Raw genomic sequence first — 22,570 nt, 5'->3', positions numbered from 1 at the left:
GCAATGGGTGTCTCGGAGTTCGGTGCGAAGAAACTGACCATTGCGGCCTGCGCTCTGGTGCTGATTCCCATCACCGCCTGCACCACGTCACAGGACGACGCCTCCGCGCCCGAGCCCTGCACGTTGCCCGCGTCGGACTCGGTGACGACGGTGGACGCGGCGCCGTCGGCCGGCGGTGACATCGGTACCAATCCGGAGATTGCCACCGGGTATCGCTCCGGGATGGAACCGGTCGATACCACGGACTTCGCTGTGTCGACGGCCAATCCGATCTCCACCGACGCTGCGTGCGAGGTGCTGGCGGACGGCGGAACCGCCGCCGACGCATTGATCGCCGCGCAGACCGTCCTCGGTCTGGTGGAACCACAATCGTCGGGAATCGGCGGAGGCGCGTTCCTCCTCTACTACGACGCGGCGTCGGGCGACATACAGGCGTACGACGGACGTGAGGTCGCACCCGCGGCAGCCACCGGTGACTACCTGCGGTACATCGACGACGTGAACCGGACGGTGCCCCAGCCCGACGCACGGTCCAGCGGCAGATCGATCGGCGTGCCGGGCGTCATGCGTATGCTCGAGCAAGCCCACGCCGACCACGGAAAGCAGGACTGGGCGGAGCTCTTCGATCCGGCAGTCGCGCTCGCGGACAACGGCTTCGAGATCAGCCCGCGAATGGCACAGTCCATTGCCGATTCCGCGCCGAAGCTCGCGCTCGACCCGTCGTCGAAAGAGTACTTCCTGAATCCGGACGCGTCCCCGAAGGCCGAGGGAACGGTACTGACCAATCCTGGGATGTCGAAGACGTTGTCCGCCATCGCATCAGGCGGCGCCGACGCCTTCTACACCGGCGACATCGCGCAAGCCATCGTCGACGCCACCGCGGACACCTCCGCCGGCCGGACACCAGGACTGCTGACCATGGAGGACCTGGCCGCCTACGAGCCGAAGACCAGAACCGCCGTCTGCACCGAATACCGAGACCACGACATCTGCGGGATGCCCGGTCCGTCGTCCGGTGGGATAGCCGTCGCGTCGACGATGGGGATTCTGTCGAACTTCGATCTCGGCCAGTACGCGCCCACCGACATGGATGCCGACGGCGGTGTCCCGACGGCCGAGGGTGTACATCTGATCTCCGAAGCAGAACGGCTCGCCTACGCTGATCGCGACTTCTACGTCGCCGACCCGGATTTCGTACCACTGCCCGGTGGTTCACCCGACGCCCTCCTCGACCCCGAATACCTCTCGGGGCGTGCGGCTCTCATCGATCCTGCGCGCAGTATGGGCAAGGCCGAGCACGGCGACTTCGGCCCCGTGCAGTTCGCGTCGTCCACCGAGCAGGAACACGGAACCAGCCACATCTCCGTCGTCGACAGCTACGGAAACGCCGCGTCGATGACGACGACCGTCGAGTCCGCGTTCGGCTCGTTCCACATGGTCGACGGCTTCCTGCTGAACAATCAGCTGACGGACTTCTCCGCCGAGCCCGTGGCACCCGACGGCACTCCGTTGGCCAACCGAGTGGAACCGGGCAAGCGCCCACGCAGTTCCATGGCGCCGACCCTCGTCTTCGACAAGACCGACGACGGCAGCCGGGGCGACCTCTCCTTGGTCGCAGGTTCGCCCGGCGGATCCGTCATCATTCAGTTCGTCGTCAAGACACTTGTCGGCGTTCTCGATTGGGGAATGAACCCCCAGCAGGCCGTCTCGATGGTGGACTTCGGTGCGGCGAACTCCCCTGCCACCAACTACGGCGGTGAACACCCGAACGTCACCGGCCCGGACGACCCCGTCGTACGCCAACTCGAACAATGGGGACACCAGGTCTCCACGGCGGACCAATCCAGCGGCCTCAGCGCCCTCCAGCGCACCGACAACGGTTGGACCGGCGGCGCCGACCCTCGTCGAGAAGGCATCGTGCTGGGGAACTGATCGAGTCACGACCGTTTCGGCCCAGATCGACGTTGGTCAGATCTATTGGTCGGCGAGACCCGTTGCTGTCGAAAGGTATTCACGTGCGTCCCGAAATGTTTGCGTCACGCCGCGTCCCGCGACGGCACGGTACCGACTGATCTGATCGTCGTCGAGAAGATCGAGCACCGTGCTGGAATCGGTGTGCATCCATCCGCCGTCGCGGACCAGTTCGTGGGCACGTTTGCCCTGCAGGGCAGAAATGCCCTCGACCCGGATTCCATTCGGGTCGGTCGACGCCGCGATGTAATAGGCCTTCTTGCCGGGGTAACCGGCCTTGACCTTCGCACGCAACCGCAGGACAGCGTCGACCGCGTCGTCGATGGCAGACGACTGCTCGTCGGAACCCGAATCGGCAGCAGCGACTCGCGCAATCTCCGCATCCAGTCCAGCAAGCAACGTGGCCAGGTATTCGAGATCACTCATCCCCTCATGATGCCCTACGACGAACGGACTATGTCTTTACAAACTGATCTAGCACGTTCTAGTGTTGGCTGACCACCACACCAGGAGACTGACATGCAGATCGGACTGATCACGGATTCGCTGAGCCATCTTCCGTTCGAGGAAGCGCTCGACATCGCCGCCGAGGCCGGTCTGTCGTCGGTGGAGATCGCTACCGGCAACTGGTCGACTGCGCCGCACGCGAACCTGTCCGAACTCGTGGAATCCGAAGCGGCCCGCGCGAAACTGACCGACGCAGTCCAAGCGCGACATCTCACGATCAGCGCGCTCAACGCGAACGGCAATCAACTCCACCCCGTCACGGGACCTGCCCACGACGACGTCGTCCGCCGCACCATCGAGGCCGCCGGGTTGCTCGGGGTGCCCACCGTCGTACTGATGTCGGACTACCCGGTGGGCCCGGCGACTCGTCGGCCAACTGGATCACCACCTCGTGGCCGCCCGAGAACCTCGCGATTCTCGAGTACCAATGGAACGACATCGCGCTTCCCTACTGGGATTCATTGGCACGCTTCGCGAAAGACCACGGCGTACGGCTTGCAGTCGAAATGTGCGGCTCGCAACTCGTCTACAACGTCTCGACGATGAAACGACTCGCCGACGCAACCGACCCGACCGTCGTCGGGGCGAACCTCGATCCGTCGCACCTGATGTGGATGGGCGCAGACATCCCGTCGGTCATTCGCAGCCTGGGCCGCAGCATCTTTCATGTGCACGCCAAGGATGTACGAATCAACCGACACAATGCAGCACACAACGGCGTGCTCGACACCGTCGACGTCACCGATCCGCATGCGCGCGCATGGTATTACGTCACACTCGGACTCGGGCACCTACGACGCCACACTGAACATCGAGCACGAGGACGCGTTGGTCAACGCTGCCGAAGGTGTTCGGAAGGCCACTCGCCTACTGCAGCAAGTGATTCTCGAACACGCACCCGACTGGCAACCCGCACAGATCTGAGCGGCGCTGCCTTACCGGTGAAGCGCTCGGGTTACCGAGAACGGGTCGAAGTCACTGCACCACGACGGTAGCGTCGCTGTCGAGACGACTTCTCCGGACCGTATCTCGGCGACCAGATCTCGCCCGACGATGGTCCCGGCGGCGTGTACGCCACGGAGCATCGACCCGAGAAGCACAGATCGCCGCCGCAGCCGCGCACTCCACCCCACGCGAGGGCCTGGCTTCATTCATCGCGCAGTGTCAGAACGTGGTGTCCGGCAGCGAATTCACCGCAGGCTGCCCATCGGGCAGCCGCAGTCTCTCGCGCCACCACTCCCGCGGTCGCAACATCGCTGGTCGAGCACGGCATCGAGCAATCCACCGCAGAATCCCTCGCGAACACGATCTTGGCAGCAATCGAAGGCGCCGTGATGGATGTGCGTGGCACAGCGCTCGACGATGTCGAGCAGCACCTGACCGTGCTGCTCGATCACCACCTCACCCAGGCAGACCCCCGCCGACAGCGGGCCTGATCAACTTTTCAGTCGAGCGCCCACGTCATCGATACGACGGTTCCCACTGCGGAGTGGTCGAGAGCGAGGTGATCGCTGACGGCTGCGGCCAGATCGAGTCCGTGTCGGCGGTGGGGCGTGGGATCAGGAGGTTTCCAGATCCCGGCGTCGACGACGGTGATCGTGATGGTCGAGTCCTCGCGGACGGCAGTCAGCGTCATGATTCCGGGTTCGTCCGAGGTGGTGTACGCGTGCTCGACGACGTTGGCGAGGGCTTCGTAGGTGGCGAGCTCGATGGCGTCGACGAGGTCCTCGGTGACGTCGAACGATGCAGCCCAACGTCGTACGCGTCGACGCAGCATCGTCGCAGACGACGGGTCGGCGTGGCCATGGTGTGTCCACCGAGCGGGGTCGACGGCGCGGTGATCGGCGTTGCGTTCGGTCATCAGGTCGCGTCGCTGTCCTGGCCGCTCACGTGCGCGATCGCGGAAGCGAGATCAGGGAAGGCCTGCATGAAGCGATCTATCCCGCTGAGCTCGATCGGACGCAGCACGACCGGCCGCGTCGCAACCAGCGCCATCACCGCCCCTTGCGGCAGATGCTCGGATGTCTTGACCAGGGTCGTGATGGCGCTGGAGGACAGAAAAGCAGCGTCGGTGAGGTCGACGACCAGACCACCCTCGGCCTCGGCAGCAGCGGCAAATGCAGCTGTGGCCAGATCCGGCACGACAGACATGTCCAGTTCGCCGTCCACAGTCAGCACCCGAGTCCGCCCCGTCGAGGTGAGTACAGCGCAAAACGGTGACGGATCCGCGTCGTCGGTCACCACGAGTGCACATTCTTCTGCGATGTCCACAGCATCATGACCATCTCAGTACCCGTCGTCCATGCGGCCAACCCTCGACACCCTCACGCGCCTACGCGCCCTGGCCCCCATCGCGAACCCTCGTGTCGTCAGGCATGTCGATCGGAGTTCTCTCGGAGAAGATGTTCGGCGCCGAGAGCGCCGAAGATTCTGCACGCGACGCGGTTCGCGCCGACCACCTGCATCTGCTGCCCGAATGCTTCCGAGGCATCGACGGCGTCGATGATCGACCTCGCCGCACCCGAGTACAGAAACGTCACAGCCGAGAGATCGACATCGGCCTTCGATCCGGTGCGTATCGCTCGGTCGAGGACTGCGGCAACGTCGGTACGGGACTCCATCTCGAACTCCCCCGCCAGTCGCACCACCCTGCGGTCGGCGGATACGGCTTCCACATCGATGTCGTACCGGTCCGCCGCATCGGCAACCACGCTCGGCGGCGCGTGCGTATCGGTCCACGAGAAGGAGGAGTCGGGCATGGCGGTGGTCATCGTGTCCTCTCCCGGGTGCTCGCGCCGTGACGGACTCGTGACCGTCACTCCTGCGTCACCTCGTTGACTGTGCAATTAGTTTTCCAGTGTCCGATATCGAAGACTCGACCGGTCTATCTCGAATTGATAACCAGGGAATAACATCGCGATAACGGCTCTTCGGGGATCGATCGCGGTAGCTCCCCGGCCGAGACGGAGCGCGTCGGTCACGTCGGAGTATCGGTCACCGTTGTACTGACCTCGCTGACGGCGGCGACGAATTCGACGGCGATCGAACGAAGACGGCGATTGGTGTTCTGAGACCGAGTGGACAGGATGTCGAAAGCCTGGTCGGGTCCGATGCGATGCAGAGCCATCAGGATCCCTTTCGCCTGCTCTATCGGGGCCCGATGTTCCATAGCGGTACGCAGGCCGTCCACGGTGTCCTGGGCGGCGCCGATCCGCGCGAAGTCGCCGACGGCGGATCCGATCGCGGCGGTCAATGCCGCCAGCAGGGATCGATCGATATCGTCGAAAGCATGCGCGGTGCGGCTGTAGAGGTTGACGGCACCGAACGTCACCTGCGCCGACGAGATGGGTTCGGCGACAATCGAATGCACACCTGCAGCGCGGGCGGTCGGCCCGAAGTTCGGCCATCGCTGGTCGATCACGTCGCAGTCCGCGACCACTGTTTCCGGCGTGCGAGCAGCGGTCAGGCACGGCCCGGAATCGAGGTCGTACTGCTCGAGGTCGATAGCCATCGTCGAGTCGTCGGTCGAGCACGCAGTGAAGCTTCGGCCGTCGACGTCGATGGTGACACTGGCGTGGTCGACGTCCCCGATGTGCTCGCATGCTACTGCGACGAGCCGGTCGAGGGTTTCGAGGACATGGTCGTCGTCGCGAATGGAGTCACCGATCGAAGCGACCACCGCCCCGAAGCGAGCGGCAGCCGCGCGGGTTGCGTCGTCGGCGGCAGCGAGGCTCTCGCCCTCCGCCGTACTGGCATCAGTGACCACAGAATCCTTCACCAACAGATTCGACCACACGATCATCCGGAACCGGAATCGAATGCGCCGCCGATGCTCGACTTACCGCAGGGGGGCCAGGTTTGGGTACGCGGCAGTCGTGGCATCCGAGCTGCCGGTACCCCGCTACACGGACGTACCGCGGCGCGGGGCGCTGTCAAGAAACCGGCAGCGCCCCGCGCCACCCCCACACAGGCACTTCCGCCTGATCTACGCCGCCCCGACAACCTCGAAGCGAGCGGTCGGTGGATACGCATCGTCCTCGAACGGGACTTCGATACGCTGCTCGACGAAATCTGCCGGCGCACACTCGTACGGGCCCTCGGGCCACATGACCGGATCGATCATTTCGACTGCGTCTCGATCGACCGTCGACCGTCGGAGGCGCCGGCGCTGATCTGAACCTTCCGCGGTTTGGCGCGCTCGGCCAGCGGGATCGTCACCGACAGGACCCCGTTGTCATAGGACGCGGAAATGCGCTCGGAGTCGACGCCGTCGCCCAGCGCGAGCTGGCGACGATACGTACCGGCGAAACGTTCCGAGGAAATCCATTGCACCCCATCGGTATCCGGTGCAGTGCGATGTGCTGTCAGCGTGAGGGTTCCGCGGTCGACATCGACATCGATCGAACCCGGATCCACCCCGGGAAGATCCGCCGACAGAACGTAGTGATCGTCGAGTTTGTACAGGTCCATCGGCATGAACCGTGGCGCACGATCGGAACCGCTCGACGTCCCCAGCATGGCCGAGGTAATGGAATCGAGGTCACGGAACGGATCGAAGCGAAGCACAGCAACCACCTCCATCAACTCCAGATGCACCCGCCCCTGTAGCGGGCTGCTCTTGACTGTGCGATACAGAAATTAGCACTCTCACCATCCGAGTGCCAAGATGGTTGTGCACAATTTTTCGAAAAATTTTCGAGGCAGGCGCCGTCTCACGAGGACGGCCGATGATGCTGCGCGAGAACCGCATCGGGCAGCATGCGACACACGAAGGAGCACACGCAATGACGTTGACGGCCGACAGGAACAATCCCGAGGGAACCGCCGGCGGACCCGAGGATCGGCGGTGGTGGAACCGACGAGCATTCGACCGCCGCGAGAACACCGACTCAGCGCTGATGATCGGCGCACTGTCCATCGTGTGCTTCTGGACCCCAGGCTTCGGAGTCGCGCTCGGCATCCTCGCTCTCGGCGCCGCGCTCTGGGCCGACCGCAGCCCGATCCTCTCGGGGCCTCCCGCATCACGCACCGACGCTGCCCTCGCCTACGGCGCCGGCGCCCTCGGCATCATCCTGGGAATCGGATTCCTGACAATGGTTCTCTGGTAGCCATCGGCCCGCCGAATGTACTACTGACCCCAGAGCACACAACTACCGACAATCAGCGGAATCCCGCAGATCCGCATCGATACCGTGCACTGGGGTCACCTGCACCGGGGCCGACGCACCTCGCAACGACGAAGGCCCCGACCACGTGACGTGGTCGGGGCCTTCATGTGCGGAGCCCCCTAACGGGATTGAACCGTTGACCGCTCGCTTACAAGGCGATTAATTGGGGTTCCATTGGGTCCCAGTGTGATTCGTTTCCTCGCTCCGACCTGCTGTTACTGGGTCAGTGAGTGTCAGTGGGTGTCGGTTCGTTTGTACCGAGTTGTGACAACCTTGTGACAAGTCGATTGCTCACCGGCGTTACTCCCGAACGGCCAGACCTGTCTAGGACAGAGGCGAACCCGTGCCTGTCCTAGACACGGCTATTGACGTCAGTTGCGGGGACTTAATCGCAGCCCATGCTCATGCGACGGAGTTGTCTACGACCGAGCTGGCCCTGACGCGACGCAGGATGTCCGCAACGACCTCGACGTGGCCATTTTTTCGGGCAGACCCCAAGCCTGGCCGCACGAACCAATCACCAACAAGGCCCTGACCTGCACCGCTCGGTGAGATCAGGGCCTTTCCCGTTGGCGGAAGCGGAGGGATTTGAACTCTTCAGCGCCCCGCAGCTCAAGGCCATTTACCTGTCCTGAGCAGCAATTCTCTACTTGGCCGGTGCTTGCCGATTGGTGCGGATAGTGGGCAAGTGTGGGCAGAGTCGCCGGGCCGGTTAGCGCTTTAGCGAATGCTGGGCGGCAAGGATCTGCCGCTCGATTCGCCGCATCGTGTCGACCTCAGCGCCCAGAATCTCATCGCGCGAGGCTGCGGCGAGCTGCCGCTTGTAAAGGTCATACCGTTCCATGGCGAGCTCGTCTGCTCGAGCTCGCGAGAGCCTGCCGTTGTCTGTCAGGACTGGATACTCGTTGAAGGCGATGAACCTGTCGGTCTGAACAACCCAAGCTGTCATCGTCATCGAGTTCCGTCGCTCGGCCTGGTCCTGCGCGTAGTCCAGGAACATGGTCGTGAACCGGTTGAGGATCCTGAGCTCGTCAGCAGTGAGGTAGTTCTTAGCGACCTTCGCTTCCTGCTTCGTGGGCTTCTCGCCCTTGAAGTGCTGCACGCCCATGTTCGGCGCCGACGGGTCGGCTCGGAGCGCGATGATCTCAGGAGCGGTCTGCCCCGCGATGGCGAAGTGAAGCTTGTTCTGGATCTGCTGGAAGAACTGGGCGGTGCTGAGACTCTTGGGGTCGTAATCAGCACTGGTTGCGAAGATGTCCCGGATCTGTTGGTAGAAGCGTGCCTCCGACGCGCGGATGTCACGGATCCGCTCAAGGAGCTCGGCGAAGTAGTCCTGGCCTGCCGGGTCCTTCAGCTTCGCATCGTTCATCGCGAAGCCCTTGATGAGATATTCGGCGAGGACCGTCGTTGCCCAGTTTCGGAACTGATTGCCTCGCGGTCCCCTCACTCGGTAACCGACGGCCATGATGAGGTCCAGGCTGTAAACCTCAATCCGGCGTGTGACAGATCGTCCCTGTTCAAGGGCAACATTTTCACGTTGTGCAACAGTTGCCGCACGGTCCAGCTCGCCCTCGTCGAGGATGGCCTTAACGTGCCTGCTCACGGTTGATACCCCAATGCCGTAGAGCTCGGAGAGCTCCTTCTGGGACAGCCAAACCGTGCCGTCTACGAGTAACAACTGGACTTCGGTCCGTCCGTCCTCTGTTCGATAGACGATGAACTCTCCGGAGGATCGTTGTTCTGGGGTGTTGTCGGGGGAATCTGCTGTCATTGTGTTCTGTCCATGTCTCTTCGTACCGGTTTGATTCCGCGGGAAAGAGAGGACTCGACGGGTCAAACTCTGCAGAAAAGCCGCCCCCATGTCGAGACACAGATCGAGGCGTCGCTTATTATCGGGGGTGTCCGACCAAAGACATCCCGAGCCCTGCTGGAGTTCGCTCCGGCGGGGCCTCGGCGTTTCCGCAGTCAGCAAAAGGTTGCCGACCGCTGATCAGTTTATGCGGTGAAGCCGACAGACGTCCCCGCACTCTCGGTGTGTCGCCACTGTCAGCGTGTTGCACGTGGCCGGCGCGGTATGCCGTGTGGAGTCAGTAAACAAGTAGTCCGCCGTGCGTCGGCCATGTCAGCCCCTGCGGGTAGTCTCCCGAGGCCTCGGGCTTGGGGATGATCTCGCATGCTGAGATGAGTAGCTCGGCGTTGTTGGTGACGCCGGTCTGACCGGACCGCCCGGCCACTTCGCAAACTTGACGTTCGCAAGATCCGTGGGCGCGTCGAAGGTGGCGGGGTCGGCGGTGTATTCGATTCCGCCGGCCGATTCGAGCCAGCGGTCAGGGTTTCGTAAGGCTGGCCCTAGGCCCCGGATACTCTTTGAGCTGCGAATATGACGTAAGCGATGACGACGGGTGACTTGCGTTGACCACAGATCATGGGCAAAAAGTGGGCAACACTGGACCGTCCTTGAGTGTTGGCTCGGACAATCGAAACTGCGTTTTCCTCATGGCTTCCTACACGCCTGTGCTGGCCAAAGATTTTTCAACCGCCGTAAGGCGGAACCCTGATCGGCCCCTACCGTCCGCTACTCCCCAAGATCGGTGACAGTAACGCGCTTCGGCGGCCGGTTCGGGCGTCTCACATCTGTATTTGAGCCGTGGTAGAGGTCTCCGTTCAGCGAACCCGGATCCAGGGCGGCCCGCGCATACGCGGGCAGTTCCGCTATCCGACTATCGCGACCCACAGCTCCCGGTGGGATTACGGAATTCGCTCGCAGATCCTCAAGCGTCAGCCCTTGAGCCAGCCAATTCGTCGACATTGCCGACCCAAGAGATGCGCGATACGCGTTGAACTGGAGCAAGTTCGTCATAGATGCCGCATTGTGACCCGGGCTCAGCCCGGAGAACAACTCCGACCAGGGAAACCCTCGTTCCAAGTATCGAGGAATTCGATATTTGCGTAAGCTGACCGACGAATGCAGCTCCTTCACGTCCTGGGTCGAGACGCCCATACACCCCCAGTGCGATACACGGCTGGTGCGCGAGGTTGACCACCAAGGCGGGGCATCGGGGGTTTCTGGTTGAGCCCGCCTATATTCGGCGAACCGGCTCGGCTCCCATCCGTTGTAAAAAACGTGGAACGCGTACTCCCCAGGACGGGTCGAAGTCCGGACGAGCATTGTTTGATACTGAAGCTGGCCAGTCAGCTTGTCCTTGTGGTTGAGAGCGCTGTAGTCCAGCCCGTGCGCCCGCTTGGCTTGAATCCGCAGCACGAACCAGCCATGGAAGTCGCTGCCAATCCACCATTCCCAGTCGGCGCCTGACAACGCTTCTTCGCGCTGGTTATAGCGGAGGACACTCATGTGACGCCCGAACCTTCGATGCAGTGCCAACAGGTTGTGATCGGTGATGGAATCCTCTCGAAACTTGATGCGGGCCTGATCGCCATCGGCGAGCTTATGCCAAGTCTCAATCGCGAGCTGGTCCATATGAGTAGCGATGGAACTTATCAGGATGGCAGACATCGGTCCCCTATCGTGCAGTGCGCTGCGGTCTCCGAATCTCAGTCGGGACTTCCGTTCTGCGAACCTACAGCCTTGCCGACCGCCCTCACATGCAGCGGCGCTCTTGGACCGTCAGTTGGAATACATCTGGGTCAGCCGGTTGGATAATTCAGGCGACACCAACACCGACGCCAATTCTGGCGGTAAAGAACTGGATCCGGATCAAACGAGATCAGTACTTCGCTCAAGTCGCGTGTGACGGATCGCCAAGTGCGTTGACTCAGCGAGGTGTAGCCCAGCCTAGGACGAGTGCGTCACAATGCTCAGCAACGGGGGCGAGCCCCCAACCCTCGGATCGCCTATGGGCGTATGCACGCCTCACACCGTCGCCGCGAAGGCCGAGCCCTACCGTGCTCTGCGGCAAATCGCTTCCAAGAGGCCGTGATGTCGGAGCCGGTGTCGGTACCCCAAGTATTCCAGTCCAGAGATCTCAACTGGGGAACCATGACTGGTGCAACCGAACCTTCGCAGCCCATCCGGAATCGCCTGGGAGCTGCGGCTCGTAATCTGGCTTGAGCTCTGTTATCTCCACAGATGCCAGTGCGCAGCCAGCCATGAGCGTTGTGCATCCGTCAATTCAACTCGCAGCTTCGAGCCATGCAGCTCCGCATACACGGGATAGCTGGCTACTTCGGAGGTGACGTCGATGCTGCCGCCGCCATCGACCGAGATAAGGCCCGAGTCGAACAGAGTGTGCAGGTCTCGCCGAATCAACAGCCCCCCGTCATCTTCATGCTTGCCAACGGTGGCGTAGCTGTACAGGTGGGCGGCTTCAAGAACCTGTTCTGGAGCTGGTCCCGAGAACGCGCACACAGAGCCGTACTTATCGATCAGCTTGGTACGGAATGCTCCCTGTCCAAGCCGCGCTCGTACGATTCGCTCGCTGTGGCCACCACGTATCTGCCTGCTCGTGGCATCAACCAGCGCCATCGGCGCACCGGCGCTGTGCGCAGATACACTGGCACGAAAGTCTACGAGCCGAAGTTCGCGAATACTGTTCTGCGAGTAGTTCAGAACCGTAAGTTTCAGCAGCTCGTCTCGGCTCAGTGAGGGCGTGGGCTGAGTCCACCCCCGCGCATGCGTCGTTTTGAACCGGTCCACGATCTTTTCTGACAGCACAGGTGTCTCGAACGCATCTTTGCAGTCATCACACCGGTACGTTGGCCTCATCTTTTTCCGACGCTCGATGTTGCCTTTTCCACACGAAGGGCAGCGACCCATGGTCTTCGGACCCCGGGAGATCTCGATAGACTCAATGATCGATACGCCCAAGAGCTCCGCTTCATCCCAGATGGCAATAAGGTCACCGGTGGCGATCTGCTTCCAGTTCGAGACGTTGCTGTCATAGCTGTAATGACTTGGATAGAGGTCATCGTAGGTAGCCCCGCCAACTAGCCGCCGATAGTCATTTTTGGTCACAGCAAGCCATGCCCGCTGGGTGCCGCTAGGTCTTGTGTCAATGATCGTGAACCCTAGGTCAGTCAGTGCGCGAACAGTCTCTGCCCGCCCACCCGAGAATGACCGGGGCTCAAGAACGTCACCTGTCGCGTACCGCTGTGCTACACCGGCAATTGCCTTGGAGTCGTAGTTCACTCCGTCGAACACCAGGTCGTAGCCGCGGGCCTCTCCATAGCCGTACAGCTTCAAGAATTCGGTCTGCCCGCGCCGGTTGAACTCCTCGATTGCCTTCAGGACAGAATCGCGGGTCAAGGCGTGGAGCGGCATACACGTGAGGCTAACGCAGGCTTGTCAGTGCAAGAGTGGAGGTGCGTCCATGGGGGCACCTACCGAGCCACTACTGGCCTACCTCCGTGAGAACAACCTGAACTCAAGCTGATCCGCTGAGATGGGGATCCCTCGCTGATCCACCTCTCCCGCCCACCGCGCTAGTAGCTCGCAGTACCGACCGTACGTGTCAGCCGGCCAGCCCGCTCGAGCATCGAGCGAGTCCCAACCGCTGTGATACTTCAGAGCAGCAGCCACACGTGCGTCGAGAATGAGGCACGGATGGGACGCGTTGCCACCTCCGGCGAAGTACAAGAACTTCGTGAAAAACGCGGGGCCTAGATGTTTGATTTGGCGAAAGAGAGCCTGGTAGGCAGCTTCGGGATCGCTCAACGAAATGTCTGCAGCCTGCACAAGTAGGTCAGAGTTGCGATCACGGTCCATGAGGAAAGACCGGACTCGTCCTGGATTTCTGAATGCGCGGGTCCCCTCCCCCCAGGCTAGCGATGCCCAAAGCACGGCTCTGGCAACTTCGGGGTCGTCAGTGCAACGTGATGCAAGATGAAAGATGTCGCTCCTCTTCAACCGGCCGTCCACAGATGGCGGGAGCTCAGCTTCCAGGCCAGCCTGCGAGAGAACTCGCTCCCACCACTGGGTGTTGACTCGGATTGCGCTATCGAAGCCTTCCGACGATGCCACAGCAAGCCATTCCGGAACTGGCAGGGCGTCGGTGTCGGTGCGCATCCGATTACGCTACCGACGCCTTCGGGCTTAGGGAGCCACCTTGGGGTGAACCAGAGATGGTTCCGCCGAGGAGACGCGGAGGTGGCGGTACACCGTGGCACGACTGACACCCAGCATCTTGGCGATCTCACCAGCTGTCAGGCCTTTGCTGAGAAGGTCACGCGCCCGAGCCACATCGGCCGCGGCGACCTTACTGGGCCTTCCCCCGCGACGGCCCTTCGCCGCTGCGGCGACAAGTCCTGCCCGAGTTCGCTCGAGCATGATGTCTCGTTCCAATTGAGCGAAGGCGGCCATGATCGTCAACATCGCCTTGCCCATCGGGCCTTCGGTGTGGAGACCTTCAGTCACGCTCGCAAACGTCACTCCTCGGGCTGTGAGGTCTGAAATGACATCAAGGACGTGCCGGGTGTCGCGACCGAGACGGTCCAGCTTCCACACGACGAGCGTGTCGCCGGTTCTGAGGTGATCGAGACACGCGGCAAGCTGCGGGCGGTCCGCCTTGGCCCCGCTTACTCCCAGATCCGTGAACACCCTCAACGCCCCCGCAGTCGCCAGCGCGTCGAGTTGCAGCTGTGGATCCTGATCAACCGTGCTCACTCTTGCGTATCCGATGGCCGCCATAACCGTTCCTGTCTCACTACCTCATTACCCCACTGGTTTTGAGACTAACAGATATGAGACAGGTTTTTGAGACACAACGAACTGCGACTGGGTCGGATCCTGAGCGAAGAAGCCGGGAAGCTGCGTTGTCTCATCAACCCATCGTTTTTGAGACATGCTGGCAGGGCGCGGGTTCAGTCTTGTAAGCGCATAAACAACCGTGGGCTGCTCCGCTCGCCGGGTTGTAGGAGTGACAGGAGGGTGTCGCTCACGCCAGTCTGATCAAAGAACGTGGAGCAGACCCAGTTGTGGTAGTGCGCCAGCCACACGAACTTGTCTCGGATTCCACCAGGCTCGACGAACGTCTTCAGATTGCGTTCGATGTGCTCAGCGTGCTGTTGCAATTGGGTGGCGCGCTCGTCCCTAGTCTCCGCATCGTGCGCCTGATACAGGTAGTTGATGAAAGCCCACCCATCCTCATCGACAGCGAAGTCACGAGAGTACGGAGATGAGAGTGGGTCGCCCCCGAAGGCCTTGATGGTTACATGACGCGGCGCTATCGCCTCGGGCGTGGCAAGAATGCGCGGGACCCGTGCTACCCCCGACTCCAGCTTGTAGGCAGTTAGGAGGGCCCGCCCAGTTACCTGCTGGTCACTCATGTACAGGGGCCCCCGCGCCAAAGCCCCCCTAATGTAGACACCTTGCAGAGCAGCCCTGTACTGGTGAAGGGCGACAGGCCGGAAGAGGCTATGTGGACCTTCCGCCCAATCGAACTGTGGGTCGTCGAGCGGCGCACCAATAAGCACGTTGTCGCTGAACGCATGGATCTGCAGACCCGACCACTCAAGGTCATCTCGGAGTTCCTGCGTCCTGCTAAGAAAGACCCCGAGTGCGTCATTGTCGTATGCGCTCAAGGCCATGCTCGTTCCGAGCTCATCCAAGTGGACCACGTATGAATCCAGCAAGCGGTGCTTGCCGTTCCTGAAGTATGGGTTAGTCATGCACGAGACCTTGTCATTCCGATGCAGTAAGTCTCTGCGCTATTACTGAATTTGTCCTGACTTTGGGCCTTGAGAGACGAGCAGGTGGAGGTTGCACCCGTGAGTCTGCCGGACGATACCCAGAAGTCGCGCACATCGAGTTAAACGCGACGAAGGTCAGGCTGGACCCCGCCCCAGCCAGTAAGCGTCAACTACTCCGCCCGCTCGAAACTAAAGCAGGAAGGGAGGTCTCAGGTAGTCGACGCTTTGAGTGCCTCCCATGGGATTGCTTGCTCGAACTCCAGAAAGTGATGTCCTCGGAGGTAGATCGTCTCGCCGACTTCGAACCAGTGTGAAAACACTTGGCTACGTCGCCAGCGGGAATCAACTTCACCGCCGTTGTGGACCACGAGATTGCGTAGGTGGCGGAGATCGCCAAGCGGTGGACAAATCACAGCTTGGCCGTCACATGCGTGCGCATCGGCAAGTCGCTTCCTGAAGTGCTCCTCCCACCTGGCGTAGAAACTTACGATCCAGCTCTGACTTAGATTGATTTCTATGGGCCCCCGCAGGGCCATCATGCGCAACGCCTCCGATCTCAGGATGCTGGCTGAAGGCGTGTGTCGGTCGGCGTCCGGGCTCTCTGGGTCTTCAGCGTCATTGAAGTGCACCGTGGGATCGCCCAGCCAAATGTTGAGTGGGTGTCGGCCGACTTTGCTGTCCCAAGACCGCATCTCGTCGGCGAAATATCCCAGCGCGTGGGAGGCCAGGAGGGTTGAAGCGATAGAGGTGTTCAGCTCGTTTCTGAGCTCGTCAAGCACTACATCGACAGCGCTCACGGCGTGAATCCTTCCTCCGGCGACGTCGCTACACACTAGTTGCGATCTACATTCCGGCCCCGGCCTTCGCTCGTCCAAGTGACAGAAGCTCTAGTCCGAGTAGCGCAATCCTGGGTCGCAGGCTTGTCCAGGCGGGTGGCGGGTGCGTCGTTGTCGGTCAGGCGAGCTATCGTCTCCGCGTGCCCGACAGTGAACCGATCCCAGCCGATATTTACGGCGCGAGTCCGAGCATTCTTGTCGGCGGCGACGCGCACGAGACCTACCGCCCCGTTGGGGTGGTGGCGGCATTGCCGAACACAACCTTCTGGACCACGCTGGGCCGGAGTACAACCACTCGATCCCGCGGTGACCTGGCGAGTTCTGTGGACACATCCTGCAACCTGAACAAGCCAGGGTGGTGGTCAGAGAGGTTTCAGCACACAATAGAAGGATCGCGGTTCGGGAACGAGGTGCTTTGCCCGTTCTATGGGCATCTGCAGGAGCCGGGGCGAAGCGAGTTTCTTGAGTATTGGGAGCGGATCAGGTACTGATCTCCAACTGACCTACTGAGCCCACGATGTGACAAGAAGGAACGCATGCAAGACCTGAGCCTAGACAGGGCTCCTAATTCCATCCCCCCTGAGGGCCGCGGTGCATGGGAAGTTGGCAGTTGTCCCCAGCCAAGTGTCGGCGAGCTTTGGCTGCTCAGCTGGAATAGTGCTGCCGTCGGTCTGGTTCTGATTTCCCGAGTTCGGGACGACTACATCCTTGCCTGGCCGGTGACGGTTCCACCTGATCCCGCGGCGGGGCCAGCGCTCAGATTGCCAAGTGCCGATCTCCACGCGGAACTCGCACTCTGGTCTGTGGCCGAGACCGGCCTCGGACGCCATCTGCTGCATCGGCGTGTCGGACTCGGGCTTTCGACCGACGTGGTCGAGGAAGTACGGGCCGCGGTCCGCACTGGTCATTCACCCCCGCTTGAGGTCTTCGGTGGGGAGGAGGCAGACGAGGCCGCCTTTATCGCTGAACTGCTGCGGCAATACCAACACCTCTGCTTCAACGAGTGGCCGACTGCTCTGCCTGGCTACGGTGTGTTCCGGCGGGATGTCCTACTGGAGCAGGGTGCCAAGGTGAGCGAAGTCCGAGAATCGCTAGGCGTGACTGTGCCCGATGCGTCCAGTTTGTTGAAGCAGGACCGTGTCCCCACGAAAGAGCAGGCTGAGTTGCTTGCGGACGCGTGGGGTCTTGATGTGCGAGAGATTCTTGAGCCAGCGTCGGGCGAGTGGGTGAGAGAGTTGCGAAAGCCCCGTTACAAGGACGACCTCAGGGCCGTCGGAGATGCCCGCAACCTGCCCGAGCTGGACGTCCGGCTTGCGCTGCAGTCAGAGTTTGCTCTGGCCGCTCGCACGGCAACTGGCACCCACCGAACTGCCGAGCTGATGAAACGGGCAGTGCGCCGGTTGAGGAACGAGAAGTGATACTCATTCCGGAGGTGGGTTCTAACGACGCGTGGCGTCAGCAGGGCATCCTCGAGCAACTTGCTGCTCGGCTTCGAGAGCGCTCTATGACGATTGATGGAATCCCGAACGATGCGCTGTTCGAGAACCCCACCCAAGCGATCACCGAGAACTCGGTGATCCGGATCCGGATCACCGACCACAGGCCTGAGGGGTGTTCCGTCGACGGGCTGTATCGCCCCGATCCACCGACTATCACCCTGGCACGCACTGGCAGTGGACGCGACAACTTCACCGTTCTGCACGAATTTGGTCACCACCTCCAAGCTCACGACGAAGGCTGGCAAGACATCTTGTGGAAGATCGGTCAGCCACTGCGGGGTTGGATCGAAGAGGACCTCAGCGACGTCTATGCCTCGACTGTTCTGATTCCTGATCACTTTTTAGACCCAACCGCACGGTTCTCGTCACAAACGCTGGTCTCCTTGTTCGAGAAGACTCGGGCGTCGAGGCAAGCGGTTCTGGTCCGGGCCGTCCGTTCATACCTCGATGGGGAACAGCTGTTCGCAACAGTTTGCGATCTCGTGGGCCGTGTTGAGCTTGGGATATCGACGAACAACGCTCTCGCTCCGCCACCCCGGGGCATGATTCAACCTGACTTTGCGCACTTGATCGCCGAGGTCTTGCGTGAAGGGGTGAATGGTGGGCACGGTCGCTCGTCAACCGGAATCATTTACGGTAGCGGTGCAACCCGCGATGACGTTTCGCTCGATGTTGCGCTAGCCGGGGGTAGTTATGCCTTCGTGGTGGGACGAAAGCTTGAGCGGTACGCGGACGACAGCTGGTCGGTTGCCGACCGGGTGTGCTCTTCCGAAGCATGCAATGAGGTATTCGAGGTAACAGCGGCTTCCGAGCGCTGCATCAAGTGCGCCGAAGCGCTCTGTCCGGCTTGCCAGAGTTGTGACTGTCTGTCTCACGTGGCCACCCGTGGGACCTGTCCTCGGTGCTTCACGGCCCTTTACGCCGCCGACATCGCTGCCGGTCGCGCAGAACACGACGAGTGCTTTTAGTCCTGGCCCCAGCCTCGACGGATGCTGTAGTGTCTTGCCCCCACTAGCCGTGTGATGCGCACCTTCTTCGGAGCTCGTCAGTCCGGCCCTTCTCCGCGCCGTCTGCAACCGGACCTCGTGGGCGATCTGGTGCTTGACTGCCCGCTTGCTTGCCTTTCTGCGATTCATTCGAGCCTTCAAGGAATTCGGGTGAGGGCCACTACGTCGTGAGCCGCCAAAAATGTAGAAGAGAATCCACATGAACTGTCCTTGGTGCCGTCGGGATGGACGTCGCTCGACAGGTCAGTCCGCCGAGTGCTTAACCCCTCGATCCCGGTCCGTGGCCAGGGCGTTACATCCGGGACAGGATCTCACAAAACCTGCCATCGGGGCGGCTCACTTGTGGCAGACGGTCGCCGTAGAGACACCGCTGCCGCCGTGGGCCTGTCACCAGCACGAACTGAAGCGCTTCAATCAAGTCAAAAGCCAAATGATCCGGTTGGCAAGCAAGCCGACCCGGTGCAGATCGGAACCTCAGGCTCTGGGACTACGACTGCTGGAACCTCAAGCATGGTCGGCGAACTGTAGCCAGGCTGCCCGGCCAGAGCCGCTGTGGTTCCGTCATGAACCAATTGACCGGTTTCCGGGTCGAACATGTAGCAGATCCACTCGATGGCGTATTTGCCATCAGGCACGTCGGTATCCGTGACGGATATGACGGGACGGGGCGGCTGGCTGGATCCGCTAGTGCCGTAGAGGAGCAGTTCACCGCTAACGGCGTTGTCGCTCATGACGCAGGAGAACGGCTGGTTCGCCTTCTTCGCGGAAAAAGTTCCAGTGACGGAATTGCCGCCATCAGGATTGACCGTGGTGGTGAAGACAGCTTCAATGTCGCCCGGATTTGCCGACGCCGGCGTGGAGGAGAGAAAGGCAAGCGGGACAGCTGATAGTGCTCCAATTACGGCAATTGCGGTACGACGCATGTATGTCCCCTGAAGAGGCGGGGTTAGCTGCAAGGACGAGTGCAACGAGGGTGGGTAGACCGACCCTTGTTGAACTGCACCGGGCAAGGTGGGTGGGAACGGGCCAGGGGCTGGGCGGCACGCTGGGTCAAGACCCTGCGCACCTTGTCCATAAGGCCGAGTTACCCAGGCGAAGGCCAAGTGGAGTCGGACGAATAGGCCGAAGTAATCCGCGGCAAAACTCGGTAGGCCGGTGGCAGGTTCGTCGACAACGGCTGTTAAGGGCGGACCGAGTTGACAGCCGTCTCGCAAGCGTCCGCCTGCTTCACAGTGTGTTCGGCCGTACTCACACAGAATTTCCGGTGGTATGTCGAATTGGAAAAGTTGGGAGGTCGCCGATGTGGACCTTCCGACCTGTAGGTATGCGCACTTAGTACAGGTTCGGTACAGGGCATGAGTTGCTTGAGGGGTGCTGTACCGCCTGACAGTTGAGACACATCGAGAGGTCAGCAAGCCGGGACGATGGGCCCCGAAGCGAGTCTCGTGGTCAGACGGCGACTCAATCCTCCGGTTTGAGGCCCAACAAGATCTGAGTGGCTGTTGTACCCAGTGCATGGGCTACGTGCTGGAGCTCAATCACGTCCAGCCTTCGTTCTCCGGACTCGTACTTGCTGACAAACGATTGTGGAACGCCCAGGGTCGCCGCCACTGTGGCCTGAGTCAATCCTCCCGCGACCCTCAGCGAGCGGAGCTTCAGGCAAAGCTGCCTGTACTCGGCTGAGTAGATCGACTTTTCCACGGGACAAGGGCATCGCCCTGTAACCAAATATCCCAAAATCGGATATAGCCCACGATGTAGTTCGCCGGACAGTGGAGGGATCAGGCGTTGGGTAGCTCGGGTGGCAGTGGCAACAGATTCGTTCGGATTACGCGACAAGGGGTCGGCGCAACGCTTGCCGTGGCCGTCGTGTCGGCGGCGGCTGTGGCGGGTTGTGGAGCGACGAGTGACCAGGCACCGAGCCTGAGCATCCCCAGCACAGTGAACTGCACAGAAGCTCCAGAGGGAACGGCAACGTCCCAGGTGGCCGAGAACATGACGCTCTCCAGGTTCGACCAATCGGGTATCGATCTGTCCGTGGCATTCGTCGAGCCGGTTCCGTCTCCGACTCTGCCGACCGAATGGTACGAAGGCAGCGAGTTCCTGACGGTCTTGTTTCAGTTCTCGGACCGGTCGGAGGCCAGCGGAGAGTTGTCCGTCTCCATCGGCCCCAGCACCTCACTCAGGGGCTCCTACGAGGCATATGTGGACGGAACATCCGGGGAGTCAGAAGATCGAGTGGTAATCGAGAATCTGAAGGTGCGTCAGAACGGCAACATGCTTGCGGTTGATATACCCAGCACGGCCTTGAGCGGCCTCAAACTCCCAGACGGGCCAACATTCACCGGCAGCTCGATGGTGAGCAGCGTGTACTACGAGGGCCCGTACCCGCGCTTCCGTGACCTGCTGGCCCAAGATTGCGCAGCCGACACCCGGCCAGTGGCCACAAGTTCAACCCAGCAGCCAACATCGCCACCTCGCGGCCGAACCCCAACAAGCGCGGAGCCTCCCGAGCCAGCTTCCGAATGCGGCGTCGTCACTGAGCAGCAGGCCGTCGTCGGTGGCTTAGCGAAACTCGGGCCTGAACCCCTTACCGGACGATCATGGTCAGATGTTCCGCTAGCTAGCAACTTCGACCCGTGCGCCGAGTTGTCCGCTGTCGTAGTGTCCATTGAGGGTGGTACTGGCAGCTCTCCATCGCACGCGCTGATGTTCAACCGGGGCATCTTCCAGGGAACAGCTACCTACGAGGCTCTGCCGTTCACGGATCTGGCCGCAGGCACCGGAGAATCGGACACGGTGACTCTCACATACCGAACCGGCCAATCGTGCAATGCGTGCTCTGACGGTGAGACTACTTCTGTCCGCTATCAATGGAATGGTTCCGCTGTCGAGATGCTCGATCTCCTTCCGCCAGAGCTGAGATGAGGGGGCTCAATCACCTCGGAACTTCCAGATCGACAACCGGTGGCCGTACCTTGGTGACTGACGCTACAGCCGCATACGGCGTGATGAACCAAAGGCAATATGTTCAAGGCATATGCAACCCAAGCCAGCCAGACCCCAATGCGCCATCCGACTACCTGGCAGAGCAATACCTACGAAACTGACTCTCCCCCGCCCGGGCGAGGAAATAGAGCCCACTGAGCCAGCGCTTGTCCGCTGATCAAACTTCACACCTTCGGACTACACGCTTGTGAAAACCGCTGTGTTGAAAAAGGTGCGCAGACAGACGATCCACAGCCTGGATTGCAAAACCTCTCAGACCGCTTCTGCTTGTTCCTGCAGTAACCAGTGAAGCAAACCCTGTCGCGTTCATGACTATACAGCCAGGGCAGGGATCAATACTCACTTCTCCTCTTTCACTTCCCTTCCGGATCGGAAGGCTCGGCCCCAGCGGAGTCCCTGCCACAGAAATTGCAGTGTGCCCCTCTCTGACACTTGATATACGTGGACTTGGGTCAATTCATACAGTCTTGGTACGGACTACAGCCGGGTCTACTTCGCTATATGGACTCGAAGGTGTCCAAAGATCAGCAGGTCAACGACTTGGGACACCTTTGCGGTACGCGGGCCCATAGCTAAGATCGCTAAAAATCAAAGCCAGCTGGACACCCACAACGACGATGATCGACTCTGTACTTAGAACCGTCTGCACTGCGCATATCTTGGATAACCGGGGCTGCCTTCCACAGCTTGGAGACTTACATGACGGGATCGATCATGCGACCACTCCAGTGGCACCGCAAACGAATTCGGTTCTTTGAGTCAGACGTTTCGTCGACGAAGCTAAGACACCTGGCTTGAGGTGTTGTGGATCGCCGGTTCATCGCTCACCGCGGCGAGCTCCCACTTGCTCCCAGGCAAACCCTATGTCGCGTTACTTTCGGTCTGAAAGTTCAATCTCTCGGTTGACGTGCCACCCGCCTGTGAAGGAC

General features: G+C 61.1%; 25 protein-coding genes and 1 pseudogene. 9 read left to right on the top strand and 17 right to left on the bottom strand.

The genetic code is table 11. The features are described 5' to 3' along the window. Positions 1–3 precede the first annotated feature (3 nt). Positions 4–1,932, top strand: a complete 1,929-nt coding sequence (ggt, locus tag BH95_RS24300; RefSeq protein WP_020111922.1) for a gamma-glutamyltransferase — start codon at positions 4–6, stop codon at positions 1,930–1,932. 42 nt (positions 1,933–1,974) lie between these two features. On the opposite strand, the gene BH95_RS24295 is transcribed toward ggt, so the two are convergent. Then, positions 1,975–2,397 carry a hypothetical protein gene (locus tag BH95_RS24295; RefSeq protein WP_020111923.1) on the bottom strand — a complete coding sequence of 141 codons (423 nt, stop codon included), beginning with the start codon at positions 2,395–2,397 and terminating at the stop codon, positions 1,975–1,977. Positions 2,398–2,490: 93 nt separating this feature from the next. Between BH95_RS24295 and BH95_RS29685 the strand changes: the two genes are divergently transcribed. The 4 genes and pseudogenes from BH95_RS29685 (at position 2,491) to BH95_RS30025 (ending at position 3,914) form a co-directional block, all read left to right on the top strand. After that, positions 2,491–3,024: a sugar phosphate isomerase/epimerase family protein gene (locus BH95_RS29685; RefSeq protein ID WP_231383854.1), complete on the top strand. Its 534-nt coding sequence runs from the start codon at positions 2,491–2,493 to the stop codon at positions 3,022–3,024. Continuing rightward, positions 2,940–3,146 (top strand): annotated as a pseudogene (locus tag BH95_RS29925) (sugar phosphate isomerase/epimerase family protein); the annotation flags it as partial. The gene BH95_RS29685 and the pseudogene BH95_RS29925, both read left to right, overlap by 85 nt. A gap of 82 nt (positions 3,147–3,228) precedes the next feature. Then, positions 3,229–3,402, top strand: coding sequence for a hypothetical protein (locus BH95_RS29920; RefSeq protein ID WP_331271171.1), 174 nt, complete (start codon positions 3,229–3,231; stop codon positions 3,400–3,402). Between the two features lie 143 nt (positions 3,403–3,545). Beyond that, positions 3,546–3,914, top strand: a complete 369-nt coding sequence (locus BH95_RS30025) for an LmrA/YxaF family transcription factor (RefSeq protein WP_020111926.1) — start codon at positions 3,546–3,548, stop codon at positions 3,912–3,914. An 8-nt stretch (positions 3,915–3,922) separates the two neighbouring features. Here BH95_RS30025 and BH95_RS24280 read toward each other — a convergent pair whose 3' ends face one another. From BH95_RS24280 to BH95_RS24260, 6 genes are all read right to left on the bottom strand, one after another. Beyond that, a complete protein-coding gene (locus BH95_RS24280) occupies positions 3,923–4,339 on the bottom strand; it encodes an ATP-binding protein (RefSeq protein WP_020111927.1) in 417 nt (138 codons plus the stop codon). After that, a complete protein-coding gene (locus tag BH95_RS24275; RefSeq protein ID WP_244165123.1) occupies positions 4,339–4,722 on the bottom strand; it encodes an STAS domain-containing protein in 384 nt (127 codons plus the stop codon). Before BH95_RS24275 ends, BH95_RS24280 begins: the two co-directional genes overlap by 1 nt. Positions 4,723–4,847: 125 nt before the next feature. Then, positions 4,848–5,297 (bottom strand): STAS domain-containing protein, encoded by a 450-nt coding sequence (locus BH95_RS24270; RefSeq protein ID WP_052060160.1) that lies wholly within the window; start codon positions 5,295–5,297, stop codon positions 4,848–4,850. 158 nt (positions 5,298–5,455) lie between these two features. Then, a complete protein-coding gene (locus tag BH95_RS24265) occupies positions 5,456–6,244 on the bottom strand; it encodes an ANTAR domain-containing response regulator (RefSeq protein ID WP_231383856.1) in 789 nt (262 codons plus the stop codon). Positions 6,245–6,463: 219 nt separating this feature from the next. After that, the gene (locus BH95_RS29145) at positions 6,464–6,601 is read right to left on the bottom strand and encodes a hypothetical protein (protein WP_020111931.1); all 138 of its coding nucleotides are present in this window, start codon (positions 6,599–6,601) and stop codon (positions 6,464–6,466) included. Continuing rightward, complete coding sequence (locus BH95_RS24260; RefSeq protein WP_027498837.1) at positions 6,598–7,044, bottom strand: Hsp20/alpha crystallin family protein; 447 nt, start codon at positions 7,042–7,044, stop codon at positions 6,598–6,600. Before BH95_RS24260 ends, BH95_RS29145 begins: the two co-directional genes overlap by 4 nt. Before the next feature lie 218 nt (positions 7,045–7,262). Between BH95_RS24260 and BH95_RS24255 the strand changes: the two genes are divergently transcribed. Continuing rightward, entirely contained in the window at positions 7,263–7,586 is a 324-nt protein-coding gene (locus BH95_RS24255; protein ID WP_230593860.1) for a hypothetical protein, read from the top strand. A 772-nt stretch (positions 7,587–8,358) separates the two neighbouring features. Here the strand turns inward: BH95_RS24255 and rhuM are convergent. The 8 genes from rhuM to BH95_RS24220 all read right to left on the bottom strand — a co-directional run bounded on the left by rhuM (position 8,359) and on the right by BH95_RS24220 (position 16,087). Further along, a complete protein-coding gene (gene rhuM, locus BH95_RS24250; RefSeq protein ID WP_052060159.1) occupies positions 8,359–9,417 on the bottom strand; it encodes a RhuM family protein in 1,059 nt (352 codons plus the stop codon). Between the two features lie 316 nt (positions 9,418–9,733). After that, positions 9,734–9,880: a hypothetical protein gene (locus BH95_RS28855; protein ID WP_157773165.1), complete on the bottom strand. Its 147-nt coding sequence runs from the start codon at positions 9,878–9,880 to the stop codon at positions 9,734–9,736. 341 nt (positions 9,881–10,221) lie between these two features. Next, positions 10,222–11,160 (bottom strand): DUF6615 family protein, encoded by a 939-nt coding sequence (locus BH95_RS24245; RefSeq protein ID WP_037184664.1) that lies wholly within the window; start codon positions 11,158–11,160, stop codon positions 10,222–10,224. A gap of 561 nt (positions 11,161–11,721) precedes the next feature. Next, positions 11,722–12,924 (bottom strand): HNH endonuclease, encoded by a 1,203-nt coding sequence (locus BH95_RS29270; RefSeq protein WP_080738094.1) that lies wholly within the window; start codon positions 12,922–12,924, stop codon positions 11,722–11,724. 78 nt (positions 12,925–13,002) lie between these two features. Further along, a complete protein-coding gene (locus BH95_RS29915; protein WP_347876819.1) occupies positions 13,003–13,668 on the bottom strand; it encodes an 8-oxoguanine DNA glycosylase OGG fold protein in 666 nt (221 codons plus the stop codon). 27 nt (positions 13,669–13,695) lie between these two features. After that, on the bottom strand, positions 13,696–14,289 hold the full coding sequence (locus BH95_RS24230) for a recombinase family protein (protein WP_037184663.1): 594 nt from the start codon (positions 14,287–14,289) through the stop codon (positions 13,696–13,698). A gap of 173 nt (positions 14,290–14,462) precedes the next feature. Then, positions 14,463–15,269, bottom strand: a complete 807-nt coding sequence (locus BH95_RS24225) for a hypothetical protein (protein ID WP_037184662.1) — start codon at positions 15,267–15,269, stop codon at positions 14,463–14,465. 230 nt (positions 15,270–15,499) lie between these two features. Further along, positions 15,500–16,087: a hypothetical protein gene (locus BH95_RS24220; RefSeq protein ID WP_157773163.1), complete on the bottom strand. Its 588-nt coding sequence runs from the start codon at positions 16,085–16,087 to the stop codon at positions 15,500–15,502. Positions 16,088–16,929: 842 nt separating this feature from the next. Between BH95_RS24220 and BH95_RS24210 the strand changes: the two genes are divergently transcribed. Both BH95_RS24210 and BH95_RS27925 read left to right on the top strand, forming a co-directional pair. Further along, positions 16,930–17,544 carry a hypothetical protein gene (locus BH95_RS24210; protein WP_157773161.1) on the top strand — a complete coding sequence of 205 codons (615 nt, stop codon included), beginning with the start codon at positions 16,930–16,932 and terminating at the stop codon, positions 17,542–17,544. Further along, complete coding sequence (locus tag BH95_RS27925) at positions 17,541–18,593, top strand: ImmA/IrrE family metallo-endopeptidase (RefSeq protein ID WP_052060157.1); 1,053 nt, start codon at positions 17,541–17,543, stop codon at positions 18,591–18,593. The genes BH95_RS24210 and BH95_RS27925 overlap by 4 nt, the downstream gene beginning before the upstream one ends. A gap of 458 nt (positions 18,594–19,051) precedes the next feature. On the opposite strand, the gene BH95_RS28850 is transcribed toward BH95_RS27925, so the two are convergent. Next, positions 19,052–19,555 carry a hypothetical protein gene (locus BH95_RS28850; RefSeq protein WP_157773159.1) on the bottom strand — a complete coding sequence of 168 codons (504 nt, stop codon included), beginning with the start codon at positions 19,553–19,555 and terminating at the stop codon, positions 19,052–19,054. Positions 19,556–20,093: 538 nt separating this feature from the next. Next, positions 20,094–20,333: a helix-turn-helix domain-containing protein gene (locus BH95_RS29845; protein WP_037184654.1), complete on the bottom strand. Its 240-nt coding sequence runs from the start codon at positions 20,331–20,333 to the stop codon at positions 20,094–20,096. 294 nt (positions 20,334–20,627) lie between these two features. Here BH95_RS29845 and BH95_RS28600 point away from each other — a divergent pair, with 294 nt between their 5' ends. Further along, entirely contained in the window at positions 20,628–21,560 is a 933-nt protein-coding gene (locus BH95_RS28600; RefSeq protein WP_157773157.1) for an LppP/LprE family lipoprotein, read from the top strand. Positions 21,561–22,570 lie beyond the last annotated feature (1,010 nt).

Source organism: Rhodococcoides fascians A44A (genome assembly GCF_000760735.1).
In the GTDB taxonomy this organism is placed as follows: Bacteria; Actinomycetota; Actinomycetes; order Mycobacteriales; family Mycobacteriaceae; genus Rhodococcoides; species Rhodococcoides fascians_E.
This window is presented reverse-complemented; position numbering and strand designations above follow the sequence as displayed.

Excerpts from the sequence above, each read along its gene's own strand:
- ggt (WP_020111922.1), top strand. The coding sequence starts at position 4 with ATGGGTGTCTCGGAGTTCGGTGCGAAGAAACTGACCATTGCGGCCTGC.
- BH95_RS24295 (WP_020111923.1), bottom strand. The coding sequence starts at position 2,397 with ATGAGTGATCTCGAATACCTGGCCACGTTGCTTGCTGGACTGGATGCG.
- BH95_RS29685 (WP_231383854.1), top strand. The coding sequence starts at position 2,491 with ATGCAGATCGGACTGATCACGGATTCGCTGAGCCATCTTCCGTTCGAG.
- BH95_RS29920 (WP_331271171.1), top strand. The coding sequence starts at position 3,229 with ATGCGCGCGCATGGTATTACGTCACACTCGGACTCGGGCACCTACGAC.
- BH95_RS24280 (WP_020111927.1), bottom strand. The coding sequence starts at position 4,339 with ATGACCGAACGCAACGCCGATCACCGCGCCGTCGACCCCGCTCGGTGG.
- BH95_RS29145 (WP_020111931.1), bottom strand. The coding sequence starts at position 6,601 with ATGATCGATCCGGTCATGTGGCCCGAGGGCCCGTACGAGTGTGCGCCG.
- BH95_RS24255 (WP_230593860.1), top strand. The coding sequence starts at position 7,263 with ATGACGTTGACGGCCGACAGGAACAATCCCGAGGGAACCGCCGGCGGA.
- rhuM (WP_052060159.1), bottom strand. The coding sequence starts at position 9,417 with ATGACAGCAGATTCCCCCGACAACACCCCAGAACAACGATCCTCCGGA.
- BH95_RS24245 (WP_037184664.1), bottom strand. The coding sequence starts at position 11,160 with ATGTCTGCCATCCTGATAAGTTCCATCGCTACTCATATGGACCAGCTC.
- BH95_RS29270 (WP_080738094.1), bottom strand. The coding sequence starts at position 12,924 with ATGCCGCTCCACGCCTTGACCCGCGATTCTGTCCTGAAGGCAATCGAG.
- BH95_RS29915 (WP_347876819.1), bottom strand. The coding sequence starts at position 13,668 with ATGCGCACCGACACCGACGCCCTGCCAGTTCCGGAATGGCTTGCTGTG.
- BH95_RS24230 (WP_037184663.1), bottom strand. The coding sequence starts at position 14,289 with ATGGCGGCCATCGGATACGCAAGAGTGAGCACGGTTGATCAGGATCCA.
- BH95_RS24225 (WP_037184662.1), bottom strand. The coding sequence starts at position 15,269 with ATGACTAACCCATACTTCAGGAACGGCAAGCACCGCTTGCTGGATTCA.
- BH95_RS28850 (WP_157773159.1), bottom strand. The coding sequence starts at position 19,555 with ATGCGTCGTACCGCAATTGCCGTAATTGGAGCACTATCAGCTGTCCCG.
- BH95_RS28600 (WP_157773157.1), top strand. The coding sequence starts at position 20,628 with ATGACGCTCTCCAGGTTCGACCAATCGGGTATCGATCTGTCCGTGGCA.